General features: G+C 73.1%; 14 protein-coding genes. 10 read left to right on the top strand and 4 right to left on the bottom strand.

The annotated features are described in order from the left end of the window. Positions 1–112 precede the first annotated feature (112 nt). Genes eat through ACFYXV_RS21090 form a run of 5 tightly spaced genes read left to right on the top strand, consistent with a single transcriptional unit; the run spans position 113 to position 3,177 of the window. On the top strand, positions 113–1,582 hold the full coding sequence (gene eat / locus ACFYXV_RS21110; RefSeq protein ID WP_389383737.1) for an ethanolamine permease: 1,470 nt from the start codon (positions 113–115) through the stop codon (positions 1,580–1,582). Between the two features lie 32 nt (positions 1,583–1,614). After that, a complete protein-coding gene (locus ACFYXV_RS21105) occupies positions 1,615–2,319 on the top strand; it encodes a gamma-glutamyl-gamma-aminobutyrate hydrolase family protein (RefSeq protein ID WP_385474193.1) in 705 nt (234 codons plus the stop codon). Between the two features lie 45 nt (positions 2,320–2,364). Continuing rightward, positions 2,365–2,565, top strand: coding sequence for a DUF5988 family protein (locus ACFYXV_RS21100; RefSeq protein ID WP_385474191.1), 201 nt, complete (start codon positions 2,365–2,367; stop codon positions 2,563–2,565). Between the two features lie 12 nt (positions 2,566–2,577). Continuing rightward, positions 2,578–2,892, top strand: a complete 315-nt coding sequence (locus tag ACFYXV_RS21095; protein WP_385474189.1) for a dsRBD fold-containing protein — start codon at positions 2,578–2,580, stop codon at positions 2,890–2,892. 36 nt (positions 2,893–2,928) lie between these two features. Next, positions 2,929–3,177, top strand: coding sequence for a hypothetical protein (locus ACFYXV_RS21090; RefSeq protein ID WP_389383736.1), 249 nt, complete (start codon positions 2,929–2,931; stop codon positions 3,175–3,177). Between the two features lie 7 nt (positions 3,178–3,184). Here ACFYXV_RS21090 and ACFYXV_RS21085 read toward each other — a convergent pair whose 3' ends face one another. Beyond that, a complete protein-coding gene (locus ACFYXV_RS21085) occupies positions 3,185–4,108 on the bottom strand; it encodes a LysR family transcriptional regulator (protein ID WP_385474186.1) in 924 nt (307 codons plus the stop codon). Positions 4,109–4,178: 70 nt separating this feature from the next. On the opposite strand from ACFYXV_RS21085, the gene ACFYXV_RS21080 reads away from it, so the two are divergent. Next, complete coding sequence (locus ACFYXV_RS21080) at positions 4,179–5,306, top strand: TDT family transporter (RefSeq protein ID WP_385474184.1); 1,128 nt, start codon at positions 4,179–4,181, stop codon at positions 5,304–5,306. Here ACFYXV_RS21080 and ACFYXV_RS21075 read toward each other — a convergent pair. Then, a complete protein-coding gene (locus ACFYXV_RS21075) occupies positions 5,275–6,027 on the bottom strand; it encodes a helical backbone metal receptor (RefSeq protein WP_389383735.1) in 753 nt (250 codons plus the stop codon). The two genes, ACFYXV_RS21080 and ACFYXV_RS21075, sit on opposite strands and share 32 nt — an antisense overlap. Further along, complete coding sequence (locus ACFYXV_RS21070) at positions 6,024–6,635, bottom strand: helix-turn-helix domain-containing protein (RefSeq protein ID WP_383341523.1); 612 nt, start codon at positions 6,633–6,635, stop codon at positions 6,024–6,026. The genes ACFYXV_RS21075 and ACFYXV_RS21070 overlap by 4 nt, the downstream gene beginning before the upstream one ends. 259 nt (positions 6,636–6,894) lie before the next feature. On the opposite strand from ACFYXV_RS21070, the gene ACFYXV_RS21065 reads away from it, so the two are divergent. From ACFYXV_RS21065 to ACFYXV_RS21050, 4 genes are all read left to right on the top strand, one after another. Continuing rightward, the gene (locus ACFYXV_RS21065; protein ID WP_385474200.1) at positions 6,895–7,800 is read left to right on the top strand and encodes a 5'-3' exonuclease H3TH domain-containing protein; all 906 of its coding nucleotides are present in this window, start codon (positions 6,895–6,897) and stop codon (positions 7,798–7,800) included. Positions 7,801–7,849: 49 nt separating this feature from the next. Beyond that, on the top strand, positions 7,850–8,683 hold the full coding sequence (locus ACFYXV_RS21060) for a siderophore-interacting protein (RefSeq protein ID WP_385474181.1): 834 nt from the start codon (positions 7,850–7,852) through the stop codon (positions 8,681–8,683). Positions 8,684–8,749: 66 nt separating this feature from the next. Beyond that, complete coding sequence (locus ACFYXV_RS21055) at positions 8,750–10,300, top strand: serine hydrolase (protein ID WP_389383734.1); 1,551 nt, start codon at positions 8,750–8,752, stop codon at positions 10,298–10,300. A 24-nt stretch (positions 10,301–10,324) separates the two neighbouring features. Further along, complete coding sequence (locus ACFYXV_RS21050) at positions 10,325–11,299, top strand: pseudouridine synthase (RefSeq protein ID WP_389383733.1); 975 nt, start codon at positions 10,325–10,327, stop codon at positions 11,297–11,299. A gap of 25 nt (positions 11,300–11,324) precedes the next feature. On the opposite strand, the gene ACFYXV_RS21045 is transcribed toward ACFYXV_RS21050, so the two are convergent. Next, the gene (locus ACFYXV_RS21045) at positions 11,325–14,165 is read right to left on the bottom strand and encodes a DEAD/DEAH box helicase (RefSeq protein ID WP_389383732.1); all 2,841 of its coding nucleotides are present in this window, start codon (positions 14,163–14,165) and stop codon (positions 11,325–11,327) included.

The raw sequence follows: 14,165 nt of genomic DNA, 5'->3' as shown, positions 1-14,165 counted from the left end.
CGGAGCGGCCCGTGAGCTTTTCGTAACCCCTGTTTAACGCAGGGGTCTTGCGCACTCCACTCCCCTACGGCAAAGGTACGCCCCACAACCATTGCCCTAGGCAGGAGCGCACATGGCCGACGACACCGAGGCACGGCTCGCAGCCGTACCCGAACCCACCACATCGCCAGAGGGCGGCGACGGCTATCTGGAGCGGCGTACGCTGCGCCGCGGCAGCGCCGGCTGGCTGCTGCTGACCGGCCTCGGCGTCGCGTACGTCGTCTCCGGCGACTTCTCCGGCTGGAACGGCGGCCTCGCCCAGGGCGGTTTCGGCGGGCTCGCCGTCGCCACCGCCTTGATGGGCGCCATGTACGCCTGCCTCGTCTTCTCCCTCGCGGAACTCTCCGCGATCCTGCCCACGGCGGGCGGCGGTTACGGCTTCGCCCGCCGGGCGCTCGGCACCTGGGGCGGCTTCCTCACCGGCGCCGCGATCCTGATCGAGTACATCCTGGCCCCGGCCGCCATCTCCATCTTCATCGGCGCCTACGTCGAGTCGCTCCACCTCTTCGGCCTCACCTCCGGCTGGCCGGTCTACCTCGCCTGCTTCGTGATCTTCATCGGGATCCACCTGTGGGGCGTCGGCGAGGCCCTGAGCTTCTCCCTCGTCGTCACCGCCATCGCCGTGTTCGCGCTGATCGTCTTCGCGGTCGGCGCGTTCACCGAGTTCGACCCGGCCAACCTGAACGACATCGCCGTCGACACCACCGCCGCCGGCGCGAGCTCCTGGCTGCCGATGGGCTTCCTCGGCATCTGGGCCGCCTTCCCCTTCGGCATGTGGTTCTTCCTCGGCGTCGAGGGCGTGCCGCTGGCCGCCGAGGAGGCCAAGGACCCGGTCCGCTCCGTACCGCGCGCCCTGTCGATCTCCATGGGGGTCCTCGTCCTGCTCGCCCTGATCACCTTCCTCGCCTCGACCGGGGCGCACGGAGCCGACGCGATCAAGGCCGCGGACAACCCGCTGGTCGTCGCCCTCGACGGCGATCCGGGCCTCTCCTGGCTGAAGACCTTCGTCAACTACGCCGGTCTCGCGGGCCTCGTGGCCTCCTTCTTCTCCCTCATCTACGCCGGCTCCCGGCAGCTCTTCGCCCTCTCCCGGGCCGGCTACCTGCCGCGCTTCCTCTCGCTCACCTCGAAGCGCAAGGCCCCGTACCTGGGCCTGCTCATCCCCGGCGCGATCGGCTTCGCGCTGGCCGCGGCCACCGGGAACGGCCCGCGCATGCTCAACATCGCGGTGTTCGGCGCGACGATCTCGTACGCGCTGATGGCCCTCTCCCACATCGTGCTCCGCAAGCGGGAGCCGGGGCTGGAGCGCCCGTACCGCACGCCCGGCGGCATCGCCACCTCCTCGGTGGCCTTCGTCCTCGCCCTCTCCGCCCTCGTCGCCACCTTCCTGGTGGACAAGGACGCGGCGTTCATCGCCCTCGGTGTGTACGCCGTCGCCCTCGCCTATTTCGCGTTCTACAGTCGGCACCACCTCGTGGCCTCCGCACCGGAGGAGGAGTTCGCGGCGCTGGCCCAGGCCGAGGCCGAACTCACCCGGGACTGACCGCCGTTCCCCATCCCCTGGAGGTAACAACCGTGCCCAGGCCGCTCATCGGCATCACGACCTACGTGGAGGAATCCACCCGCTACGGGGTGTGGGACGTCCCCGCGTCCCTCGTACCCACCGGGTACTACGAACTCGTCCAGGCGGCGGGCGGCGCGGCCGTGCTGCTCCCGCCGGACGAACCCGGTTCGGCGGCGGAGGTGCTGAGCCGGCTGGACGGCCTGGTCGTCGCGGGCGGCCCCGATGTGGACCCGGTCCGCTACGGGGCCGACCGCGACCCGCGTACGGGCGCTCCCGCGACCCGGCGGGACGAGTGGGAACTCTCCCTGATCGGGGCGGCCCTGGCGGCGGGCCTGCCGGTCCTGGGCATCTGCCGGGGCATGCAGGCGCTGAACGTGGCCCTCGGCGGCACGCTGATCCAGCACATCGACGGCCATGCGGTCGGCCCGGGCGTCATGTCCTGGCACCCGGTCCGGCCGGTCGAGGGCACCCGGTACGCGGCCCTGGTCCCGGAGGAGGCGGAGGTGCCGACCTACCACCACCAGGCCGTCGACCGGCTCGGCGAGGGCCTGATCGCCTCGGCGCACGCGGTCGACGGAACGGTCGAGGCCATCGAACTCCCCGACCCCGCCCACTGGGTCCTCGGCGTCCAATGGCACCCGGAGCGCGACAAGGACACCCGCGTGATGTCCGCGCTGGTCGAAGCGGCCGCGATGGCCCCGGCCGTACGGGTCTGACCGCGCCGACGTGCGGGCCGCCCTCCGGCTCGGAAGACTGGAGGCATGAGGGACAAAGCCGTGCTGGAGGGCGGACCGGCCGACCTGCCCGACCGGGTGGTCGACGCCCCGTCCTCCGGCGAGGACCTGAAGATCCCGTTCCGCGGCGGGTACGAGCACTACCGGCCCACGGCGCGGGTCCAGGACGGCCCGCTGGGCTCACGGCGCACGTTCGAGTGGTGGGAACGGACCGAGATCGCCGGATGACGGGGTGCTGCCATGACACACACCGCGGAGTGGAAGGTCGGGGTCTGGCTGACCGAGGAGGGCGGCACCACCCGGGCACGGGCCGTGCTGGACACGGGATCGGGGCAGCTGGTCGGGCGCGGCCTCGCCCGCTGCGACCCCGAGGACGTGGAGGTCGCCGCGATCGGTGACGAGCTCGCGGCGAGCCGGGCCATGCGCGACCTGGCCGGCCTGCTCTCCCGCGCCGCCGACCGGAACCTGGTCGCGCTCGGCGAGGCCCCGCGGATGCCGCGCACCGGCTACGGCCGGCCCCAGGACACCGAGGACCCGACCCGGCGCGGGCGCTGAGCCCCGGTCCGCAGCTCGAACCGCACCACCTTCCCGATGCCGCAGCCGGCCGTCCTCCCACTCGGCCCGCATCCAGACCTCGCGGGCCTGTACGGCGAACAGCGCCCGCGCGAGGCGGACGCCGCGCGGGCTGCGGACGAAGTGGCACTCCATGGGCCGGGCGGACAGCGGTACGGGGAGTTCGTGGCCGCGGAGGCCGAGTGCATCGCGTTCCACTCGGGGTACGGGCCGACGTTCGCCGTGCCCGCCGGGGCCTGGGAGGCGTTCCTGGCCCAGGTCGGCTGACGGCGGCCTACGGACGCCGCCGGGTCAGCGACAGCAGGTCCCGCGCCGGGCCAGCCGGGCGGGCGCCCGACGGCCAGACCGCGCGCAGGGCCCGGCCCAGCGCGGCGCCCGGCACCGGGACCTCGACCAGGCGGCGGCCCGCCAGCTCGTCGACCAGCGCCAGCTCCGAAAGGACGCACGGCCCCGCACCGCTCAGCGCGGCCGCCTTCACCGCCGTGGTCGAGGCCAGTTCCAGCAGGGGCGCCGCCAGACCTCCGGACGGGGCGAGCGCGGCGTCCAGGACCTGGCGGGTGCCCGAGCCCCGCTCCCGCAGGATCAGCGGGGCCGCGGCCAGTTCCGCCGCCTCGACCCCCTTCGAGCGCCGAGCCCACGGGTGCGTCGGGGCCACCGCCACCACCAGGCGGTCCTGGGCGATGACGGCCGAGTCCAGGCCTTCCGGCACCCGCAGCCCCTCCACGAAGCCGAGGTCCGCCTCGTGGGTGAGCACCCGCTGGGCCACGTCCGCCGAGTTCCCCGCGTGCAGGGAGACCGCCGTGTCCGGGCGCTCCCCGCGCAGGGCGATCAGCCAGCCGGGCAGCAGGTACTCCGCGATGGTCATGCTGGCCGCCACCCGCAGCCGCGAGTCGCGGCGGCCCCGCAGCGCCTGCGCGCCCGCGTCGAAGGCCTCGGCCGCCTCCACCACCCGGCGGGCCCAGTCCGTGACGAGCGCCCCCTCGGCCGTCAGGGTCGAGCCCCGCGGGGAGCGGTCGACGAGGGCCACCCCGAGCCGGGTCTCCATCGCCCGGATCCGGCTGCTCGCCGCCGGCTGGGTGATGCCCAGGTGCCGTGCGGCGCCGCTCAGGCTCCCCACCCGGGCCACCGCGAGCAGCAGTTCCAGCGCGCCCAGGTCCGGTACGCGGTGCGCCAGCGGGACCGTCTCCTCATCAGCCATAACATCAGTTTATGACCTCATAGGAGGATGCCCTCTGCCACCCCCTTCCACCTGGGACGACGCTGTATCCATGGTCACCACCACCGTGCGACCCAGCACCGTCACCCCCCTCGCGCCCCGGACCCACAAGGCCTTCCCGGCGCTCCGTCACCTCGGCCCCAACTGGTACGCCTCCGTCATGGGCACGGCGATCATCGCCAACGCCGGCGCGACCCTCCCGTACCAGGTGCCCGGCCAGCGCGTGGCCTGCCAGATCGTCTGGGCACTGTCCGCGGTGGCCCTCGCCCTGCTGCTCACCGCCCGCGCCGGACACTGGCTGCACCACCGCGACCAGGCCCGCGCCCATCTCCTCGACCCCGCCGTGGCCCCCTTCTACGGATGCCTGTCGATGGCCCTGCTGGCCGTCGGCGGCGGCACGCTGATCGTCGGCAAGGACCTCATCGGCGTACCCGCCGCCGTCGCCGCCGACGCCGTGCTCTTCACCGCCGGCACCGCGATCGGCCTGATCATGGCCGTGGTGGTGCCCTACCTGATGGTGGTCCGGCACAAGGTCGAGGCGGCGCAGGCCACCCCCGTGTGGCTGCTGCCCCTGGTCGCCCCGATGGTCTCCGCCGCCCTGGGCCCCCTGCTGATACCCCACCTGCCCGCGGGCCAGCCCCGCGAGGCGCTGCTGCTGGCCTGCTACGCCATGTTCGGCATGAGCCTGATGGCGATCCTGCTGATGCTGCCCCTGATCTTCGGGCGGCTGATCCTGAACGGTCCCCTGCCCCTGGCCCTGACCCCGGCGCTGTTCCTGGTGCTGGGCCCCCTCGGGCAGTCCACCACCGCCGTCAACCAGCTGGCCGACGTGGCGCCCGGCGCCATCGACGCCCCTTACGCCCACGCCCTCGGCGCCTTCGCGGTCGTCTACGGAGTGCCGGTGATGGGGTTCGCCCTGCTGTGGCTGGCCCTCGCGGCCGCGATGCTGCTGCGGGCGGCCCGGGGCGGCATGGGGTTCGCGATGACCTGGTGGGCGCTGACCTTCCCCATCGGCACCTGCGTCACCGGAGCCGCGGGCCTGGCCCGCCACACCGGTCTCGACGCCTTCGCCTGGCTCGCCGCCGCCCTCTTCCTCGGGCTGGTCACCGCCTGGCTCGTGGCCGCCTTCCACACCCTGCGCGGGCTGTTCAGCGGCCGGCTGCTGCCGAAGACCGCCTGATCGCCTCCGACAGGACGGCCGGGGCCTCGGCCAGCGAGGGTCCGTACCAGGTCAGGTGGCGTCCGCTCACCAGGGCGGCCGGGAGGCCCGGGAAGGCCTCCGGGCCGTCCTCCGCGCCGAAGGCGTACGGCTCGTCGGGAAGCACCACCAGATCGCAGCCGCTCGCCGCCAGCTCGGCGAGCGGCACCTTCGGATACCGCTCGGGGTCGTCCGCGTAGGCGTTGCGGATCCCCAGCCGGGCGAGGAGGTCGCCGGCGAACGTGTCCCGGCCGAGCACCATCCAGGGCCGCCGCCAGATCGGCACGAACGCCGTCAGGGAGCCGAGGGGCTCCACGGCCGCCCAGGCGGACTCCGCCTCGTCCAGCCACCGCGGCCGCGTCAGCCCCAGGGCCCCCACCAGCACCCGGGACAGCTCGGTCAGCGCCTGCGGCAGCTCCCGCACCTCGGTGACCAGCACCTCCACCCCGGCCGCGCGCAGCGCCGCCAGGTCCGGGGCCCGGTTCTCCTCCTCGTTGGCGATCACCAGGTCGGGGCGCAGCGCCGTGATCCGCTCCACGTCGGGGTTCTTCGTACCCCCGACGCGCACCGCGCCGCGCCCGTCGAGGTCGCCGGGGTGCGTGCACCAGTCGGTCACCCCGACGAGCAGCCCGGGAGCGCTCACGGCCACCGCCTCGGTCAGCGAGGGCACGAGCGAGACGACGCGCGGACGGGTGCGGCTCACTGCCCGGGAGAGGGCGGCTCGGAGGTCGCGTGGATGTGCTCGCCGACCGCCACGACCAGGAGCCGGGTGTCCTCGGAGACGGCCCGCCAGCGGTGGCGCACACCGCCGGACAGGAACAGCGCGTCCCCGCTCTCCAGCCGGTACGCCCGCCCCTCGGCCTCCACCTGGCAGGCGCCCGAGACCACGTACATCAGCTCGTCGTTGCGGTGCTGGTACTCGCGGCCCGCGTCCTGGTCCCCGGTGAACTCCAGCGCGTGCAGCTGGTGGTGCCCGCGTACGAGGGGACGCACGCCGGGGAGCGGCGTGAGCCCGGAGTCGTCGCCGGCCCGTACGAGGTCGACCGTGCGCGCGGTGTCGGAGGCGGCCAGCAGTTCGACGGCCGTGGTCTCCAGCGCGTCCGCGACCCGTTCCAGGGAGCGCATGCTGGGGCGGGCCCGTTCGTTCTCTATCTGGCTGAGGAAGGGCACCGACAGACCGCTGCGCGCCGATACCGCGGCGAGGGTCAGGTGGAGCGCCCGGCGCCGCTTGCGCACGGCCACGCCCACCCGGAGCGGTTCCTTGGCGTCCTTGTCCCGTTCCTTGTCGTCCGAGCCGTCCCTGTCGTCCATGGCGGGGCTGCCCTCCCCTTGTCTGGTCCGTCGGCGTACGTCGGCGTCCGGCGCACATCGGAGTGCTGTAAGCACCTTACGCAGCAACCGCCCCCGGTTTCGCGTGCAAGAGCCGACAAGGGTACGCCCCGGGTGAAACTCCCGTGCCATTTCCGATCGCTCTTGCGGCCACTTTCCGTGCCCCCGGGCGTAACCGTCGGCTGCGGGCGCCCGCCCGGGGTGCGGCATCATCGTCACCGTGACGACGACTCGACGCCTGATGCTGCTGGACACCGCCTCCCTCTACTACCGCGCGTACTTCGGCGTACCGGACTCCGTGAAGGCCCCGGACGGCACCCCGGTCAACGCGGTGCGCGGGCTGCTCGACTTCATCGGGCGCCTCGTCCAGGACCACCGCCCCGACGATCTGGTGGCGTGCATGGACGCCGACTGGCGTCCGGCGTGGCGGGTGGAGCTGATCCCCTCGTACAAGGCGCACCGGGTCGCCGAGGAGACCGAGAGCGGTCCGGACGTGGAGGAGACCCCCGACACCCTGTCCCCGCAGGTGCCGATCATCGAGGCGGCGCTGGACGCGTTCGGGATCGCCCGCGTGGGCGTCGCCGGGTACGAGGCCGACGACGTGATCGGCACGCTCACGGCACGCGCCACGGGCCCCGTGGACATCGTCACCGGCGACCGGGACCTGTACCAGCTGGTCGACGACGCCCGGCAGCGGCGCGTGCTGTACCCGCTCAAGGGCGTCGGCACGCTCCAGCTGACGGACGAGGCCTGGCTGCGCGAGAAGTACGGGGTGGACGGCTCGGGGTACGCGGACCTGGCGCTGCTGCGGGGGGACCCGAGCGACGGGCTGCCCGGGGTGCCGGGGATCGGCGAGAAGACGGCGGCGAAGCTGCTGGACGCGTACGGCTCGCTGGCCGGGATCATCGCGGCGATCGACGACCCGAAGTCGAAGCTGACGCCCACGCAGCGCAAGCGGCTGGACGAATCCCGGCCGTATCTGGCGGTGGCCCCGAAGGTGGTCCAGGTGGCTTCGGACGTCCCCCTTCCGGAGTTCGACCCGGCCCTTCCCGCGGCGCCGGCGCAGCCGGAACTCGTCGGAGCGCTGGCGCACCGGTGGGGTCTGGGCGGAGCCGTGTCGCGCCTCAGCAGCGCGCTGCACCCTTGAGGTGCTAACTTAGGTAATCCTAAGTTTCAGGGGAGCAACAGGAGACGCCGTGGCAGAAGGACGCGCCCGCAACATCGGCACCGCAGTCGTCGTGCGCACAGAGCGGCTGACGCCGCACATGGTGCGCGTCGTGCTGGGCGGCGCCGGACTGGTCCGGTTCAGTGCGGGCGAGTTCACGGACCACTACATCAAACTCCTGTTCGCCCCCGAAGGCGTCACCTACCCCTCGCCGTGGGACCTGGACCGGATCCGCGCCGAGTACGCGCGGGACGCCTGGCCGCGCCAGCGGGCGTACACGGTCCGCGCGTGGGACCCGGTGCACCTGGAGCTGTCGCTCGACTTCGTCGTCCACGGGGACGAGGGGCTGGCCGGCCCCTGGGCGGCCCGCGTCCAGCCGGGTGAACTCGTCCGCTTCCTCGGGCCCGGCGGCGCCTACGCTCCGGATCCGGCGGCCGACTGGCACCTGCTGGTGGGCGACGAGAGCGCCCTGCCGGCCATCGCGGCCGCGATGGAGCAGATGCCGGTGGGCGCGCGGGTGCGCGCGTTCGTCGAGGTCGAGGGCCCGGACGACGAGCAGAAGGTCGCCACCCCGGACGGCGTCGTCCCGGTCTGGCTGCACCGCGGTTCCGGCCCGGTCGGCGAAAAACTCGTCGAGGCGGTCAAGTCGCTGGAGTTCCCCTCCCGCGACGTCCACGCCTTCGTGCACGGCGAGGCGGGTTTCGTGAAGGACCTCCGCAGCCACCTGCGTCTGGAGCGGGGCATCCCCAAGGAGCGCCTGTCGATCTCCGGTTACTGGCGCCTCGGCGAGACCGACGAGGGCTGGCGGGCGATCAAGCGCGACTGGAACGCCAGGGTCCTGGCCGAGCAGGAATCCGCGGCCTGACCGCACCGGGCCGCCCCGCCCCGCCCCCGCAGGGCGGGGTCACCCGTTCGGCGTGACAATGTCTCCATGCGCACGCTCCGCATGCTCGTTGCGGCCGGGGCCGCCGTCGTCTTCGCCGCGACGGCCGCGACCGGCGCCGCCGCCGCGCCCAGCCCACCGCCCGCGCCGAAGCCCCAGATCACCGACGCGGAAGTGGACGCCGCGCTGAAGCGCCTGCCCGGGTTCATCACCGACGCCATGCGCAGCACCGGAGTCCCCGGGGCCGCCGTGGCCGTCGTCCACGACGACAAGGTCGTCTACCTCAAGGGCTTCGGCGTCCGGCGCGCCGACGCGCCCGGCGCCATCGGCCCCGACACCGTCTTCCAGATCGCCTCGCTCTCCAAGCCGGTCTCCTCCACGGTGGTGGCGGGCACCCTGAAGGACCCTGCCGACTGGGACCGCCGCACCGAACTCCCCGGCTTCGCCCTGAAGGACCCCTGGGTCACCGGCCACGTCACCACCGCCGACCTGTTCTCGCACCGCAGCGGCCTCCCCGACCACGCCGGGGACCTCCTCGAAGACCTCGGCTACGACCAGGCGTACATCCTCGACCACCTGCGCCTGGAGCCCCTCTCCCCGTTCCGCGCCAGCTACGCCTACACCAACTTCGGCCTCACCGCGGCCGCCGAGGCCGTCGCCCGGCAGCACGGCACGACCTGGGAGAAGCTCAACCAGGACGTACTGTTCAAGCCCGCCGGGATGACCCGCACCAGCACCCGGTTCTCGGCCTTCGCCGACGCCCCCGACCACGCCGCCACCCACGTCAAGAACCCGGACGGCACCTGGTCGCCCCGCTTCGTGCGCGACCCCGACGCCCAGGCCCCGGCCGGCGGCGTGAGCTCCACCGCCACCGACATGGCCCGCTGGCTGCGCCTCCAACTGTCCGGCGGCACCCTCGACGGGAAGCGGATCATCCCCGCCGACACCCTCGCCACCACCCACCTCCCGCAGATCCTGTCGCAGCCCCCGACCCCGCCCCTGGACCACACCGGCTTCTACGGGCTCGGCTGGAACGTCTCGTACGACGACGCCGGCCGGCTGCGCCTGAGCCACAGCGGCGCCTTCGAACTCGGCGCCAACACCAACGTCACGATGCTCCCGCTGGAGAAGCTCGGCATCGTCGTCCTCACCAACGGCGCCCCGGTCGGCGTCGCCGACGCCATCGCGATGGACTTCTTCGACACCGCCGAGCACGGCAAACCGACCACCGAGTGGCTCCCCCTCTTCGCCCAGCTGTACGCCCAGGCCCTCGACACCGGCCGCTCCGCCACCGACTACGCGCACCCGCCCGCGGGCGCCAAGCCAGCCCGCGCCGACAGCGCGTACACCGGCACCTACGTGAGCCCCTACTACGGGAAGCTGACCGTGACGGCGGACACGGGCGGCAAGGGCGGTCTCACCCTCTCCCTCGGCCCGAAGCCGATGCGCTTCCCGCTCACCCACTACGACGGGGACACCTTCAGCTACGTGACCACCGGCGAGAACGCCGTCGGCCGCACCGGGGTGGTCTTCAAGGACGGTACGGTCCGCATCGAGTACCTGGACGCCAACCACCTGGGCACCTTCACCAAGCAGTAGCCACCGGCACATAGCCTGGACCCGATGAGACGCAGAACCCAGGCACCCCCCTCGCCCCTGCCCCAGGTCGACGGCATCGACCCCGTCCGGCTGCGGCTGCCCGCCGACCCCGACGGACGCTGGCCCGATCTCGGCGGCTACCTCGCCGCGCGCTACGCCGGCACCCGCGGCGCCGAGTCCATCGCGCACCTGCTCGGCGCCGGGCGGGTGTTCGGCCCCGGCGGGCGGGTCCTGAGTCCGAAGGACCCGTACGAGCCGGGCGCCTACCTGTGGTTCCACCGGGACATGGAGCCGGAGCCCGTGGTGCCGTTCCCGATCCGCGTCGTCCACCGCGACGCGCACCTGCTCGTCGTGGACAAGCCGCACTTCCTCGCCACCACCCCGCGCGGCAGCCACATCACGCAGACCGCCCTGGCCCGGCTGCGCACCGAGCTCGGGCTGCCCGAGCTCAGCCCGGCGCACCGGCTGGACCGGCTGACCGCCGGACTGGTGATGTTCAGCATCCGCCCCGAGGACCGCGGCCCGTACCAGCTGCTGTTCCAGGAGCGGCGCGTGCTCAAGCGGTACGAGGCCCTGGCCCGCCACGATCCGGCGGTCGAACTCCCGCGCACCGTCCGCAGCCACATCGAGAAGACCCGCGGGGTGATGGCCGCGGCCGAGGTCCCCGGCGCCGAGCCCAACGCGGAGAGCCTGGTCGAACTCCTCGACACCAAAGGGGAGCTGGGCCGCTACCGGCTGACCCCGCACACCGGCCGCACCCACCAGCTGCGGGTGCACATGAACGGCCTCGGTCTGCCCATCCTGGGCGACCCGCTCTACCCGCGGGTCACCGATCCGGCCCCGGACGACTACCGCAGGCCGCTCCAGCTCCTGGCCCGTACGGTGTCGTTCACCGACCCGGTCACCGGGGTCCAGCGCCGCTTCGAGAGCGGCCTGAGCCTCGGGGCCTGGGAGGACCTCGCCGGATGGCGGGGTCCCGGGGGCCCCGAGGACCTCTAGACCGACAGCCGTCAGCCGTCAGCCGTCAGCCGACCGAGCTGTAGGCCACCACGCCGCGCAGCAGCGCGTCGACGGCCTTGCGGGCGTTGCGGGCCACGGTGCTCCCGCTGTCACCGGAGGCCGAGGGGGCCGCGGCCGCGATCTGCCCCAGCACGTCGATGACCTGCTTGCACCAGCGCACGAAGTCGCCGGCCGGCATCTCCGCCTCCCGCAGCACCTCGTCCAGGCTCTTGTCGGAGGCCCACTGGTAGGCCGCCCACGCGAAGCCGAGGTCCGGCTCGCGCTGGCCCACGCCCTCCGCCTGGTTGATGCGGTGCTCCTCCTCCAGCGCGTCGAGGCGGCCCCAGATCCGGACCATCTCGCCCAGCGCGGCCTTGGCCGCGCCGCCCGGCACCTTCGGCGCCACCGCGTCGTCGGACTGCCGCGCCTCGAACACCAGCGCCGAGACGCAGGCCGCCAGTTCCGCCGGGGAGAGCCCTTCCCAGACGCCCTCGCGCAGGCACTCCGACGCCAGCAGGTCCAGCTCCCCGTACAGCCGGGCGAGCCGCTTGCCGTGCACGGTGACCTCGTCCTCGCGCAGGTAGTCCAGCTCGGTGAGCAGCGCGTGGATCCGGTCGAAGGTGCGGGCGATCGTGTTCGTCCGGCCCTCGATCCGCCGCTCCAGCTGCTGGGTGTCCCGCTTGAGCCGGTGGTAGCGCTCCGCCCAGCGGGCGTGGTCCTCCCGCTCGTCGCAGCCGTGGCAGGGGTGCGCCCGCAGCTCGGCGCGCAGCCGGGCGATCTCGCGGTCGTCGGCGGCCGCGGCCCGGCCCCGCCCGCGCCGCTCCGGCGCGATGTGCCCGGCCTTGGACCGCAGTTGGGAGGCCAGGTCCCGACGGGACTGCGGCGAGCGCGCGTTGAACGTCTTGGGGATCCGCATCCGCTCGATGGCCTCGACCGGGACCGGGAAGTCGATCGCGGCGAGCCGCTTGACCTGCCGCTCCGCGGTCAGCACCAGCGGGCGCGGGCCCTCGGCGTACTCGTACCCGCGGTGCCCGTTGACCCGCCCGGCCGGCACGCCCGGGTCCAGGACGAGGGCGAGCCCGGCGAACTTGCCGGTCGGCACGTGGATGATGTCGCCCGGCTTGAGCTTCTCCAGCGAACTGGCCGCCTGCACCCGGCGCTGGGCCGCGCCCTGCTTGGCCAGGTCGGTCTCGCGGTCCTTGAGGTCGCGGCGCAGCTGCGCGTACTCCTCGAAGTTTCCGAGGTGGCAGGTCATGCCCTCCCGGTAGCCCTCCAGGCCCTCCTCGTTGCGCTGCACCTGCCGGGAGATCCCGACGACCGAGCGGTCGGCCTGGAACTGCGCGAAGGAGGTCTCCAGCAGTTCGCGCGAGCGGTGCCGCCCGAACTGGCTGACCAGGTTCACGGCCATGTTGTAGGAGGGCTTGAAGCTGGAGCGCAGCGGATACGTACGGGTGCCCGCGAGCCCGGCGAGCCCCGCCGGGTCCATGCCGCGCTGCCACAGCACCACGGCGTGGCCCTCGACGTCGATGCCGCGCCGCCCGGCCCGGCCGGTGAGCTGCGTGTACTCGCCGGGGGTGATGTCGGCGTGCTGCTCGCCGTTCCACTTGACCAGCTTCTCCAGGATCACCGTGCGCGCGGGCATGTTGATGCCCAGCGCCAGGGTCTCGGTGGCGAAGACGGCCTTGACCAGGCCGCGGACGAACAGCTCCTCCACGACCTCCTTGAAGGTGGGCAGCATGCCGGCGTGGTGCGCGGCGATGCCCCGCTCCAGGCCTTCCAGCCACTCGTAGTACCCGAGGACGTGCAGGTCCTCGGCGGGGATGGAGGCGGTCCGCTCCTCGACGATCTCACGCACCCTCAGGCGGGCCGTGTCGTCGTTGAGCCGCAGGCCCGCGAACAGGCACTGCTGGACGGCGGCCTCGCAGCCGGCCCGGCTGAAGATGAAGTTGATGGCGGGCAGCAGCCCGTCGCCGTCGAGCCGGGCGATGACCTCGGGCCGGCTCGGGGTCCAGATCCGGCCGCGGGAGCGCCGCTCGCGCTCGCGGTCGGCCTCGCGGACCATCTTGCCGCGCCGCCGGTCCTTCGGACTGTACGTACGGGTGTTCTCCTCGCGCGCCATGCGCAGCAGGTCGGGGTTGACCTCCCGGCGCGCGGAACCGCGGCCTCCGTGGTCGGACTCCTCCTCGAAGAGGTCGTAGATCCTGCGGCCGGCCATGACGTGCTGCCACAGCGGGACGGGCCGCTCCTCGGAGACGATCACCTCGGTGTCGCCGCGCACGGTGTCGAGCCAGTCGCCGAACTCCTCGGCGTTGGACACGGTGGCCGACAGGGACACCAGCGTGACCGACTCGGGGAGGTGGATGATCACTTCCTCCCAGACGGCTCCGCGGAACCGGTCGGAGAGGTAGTGCACCTCGTCCATCACGACGTAGCCGAGGCCGCGCAGCGACTGCGAGCCCGCGTAGAGCATGTTGCGGAGCACCTCGGTGGTCATCACGACCACGGGCGCCTCGGAGTTGACGCTGTTGTCACCGGTCAGCAGGCCCACCTTGTCGGCGCCGTAGCGCTTGACGAGGTCGGCGTACTTCTGGTTCGACAGGGCCTTGATGGGCGTCGTGTAGAAGCACTTGCGGCCCTGGCCGAGGGCGAGGTGCACGGCGAACTCGCCGACGATCGTCTTGCCCGAGCCGGTCGGGGCGGCGACGAGGACGCCCTTGCCGGCCTCCAGTGCCTTGCAGGCCTCGACCTGGTACGCGTCCAGGTCGAATTCGTACATCTCGCGGAAGGGGGCCAGCGCGGTGGCTTCTTCGGCGGCGCGGATCCGGGCAGCGGCGTACCGCTCCGCCGGTGAGAGTTCTTCGGTCAT

It is taken from the genome of Streptomyces sp. NPDC002181, assembly GCF_042890485.1.
GTDB lineage: Bacteria > Actinomycetota > Actinomycetes > Streptomycetales > Streptomycetaceae > Streptomyces.
Note: the sequence above shows the minus strand (reverse complement) of the source record. Positions and strands in the feature narration are given on the sequence as shown.

Coding starts and splice junctions, on each gene's coding strand:
- ACFYXV_RS21090 (WP_389383736.1), top strand. CDS start 2,929: ATGCCGCAGCCGGCCGTCCTCCCACTCGGCCCGCATCCAGACCTCGCG.
- ACFYXV_RS21100 (WP_385474191.1), top strand. CDS start 2,365: ATGAGGGACAAAGCCGTGCTGGAGGGCGGACCGGCCGACCTGCCCGAC.
- ACFYXV_RS21045 (WP_389383732.1), bottom strand. CDS start 14,165: ATGACCGAAGAACTCTCACCGGCGGAGCGGTACGCCGCTGCCCGGATC.
- ACFYXV_RS21085 (WP_385474186.1), bottom strand. CDS start 4,108: ATGGCTGATGAGGAGACGGTCCCGCTGGCGCACCGCGTACCGGACCTG.
- ACFYXV_RS21050 (WP_389383733.1), top strand. CDS start 10,325: ATGAGACGCAGAACCCAGGCACCCCCCTCGCCCCTGCCCCAGGTCGAC.
- ACFYXV_RS21055 (WP_389383734.1), top strand. CDS start 8,750: ATGCGCACGCTCCGCATGCTCGTTGCGGCCGGGGCCGCCGTCGTCTTC.
- ACFYXV_RS21070 (WP_383341523.1), bottom strand. CDS start 6,635: ATGGACGACAGGGACGGCTCGGACGACAAGGAACGGGACAAGGACGCC.
- eat (WP_389383737.1), top strand. CDS start 113: ATGGCCGACGACACCGAGGCACGGCTCGCAGCCGTACCCGAACCCACC.
- ACFYXV_RS21095 (WP_385474189.1), top strand. CDS start 2,578: ATGACACACACCGCGGAGTGGAAGGTCGGGGTCTGGCTGACCGAGGAG.
- ACFYXV_RS21065 (WP_385474200.1), top strand. CDS start 6,895: ATGCTGCTGGACACCGCCTCCCTCTACTACCGCGCGTACTTCGGCGTA.
- ACFYXV_RS21080 (WP_385474184.1), top strand. CDS start 4,179: ATGGTCACCACCACCGTGCGACCCAGCACCGTCACCCCCCTCGCGCCC.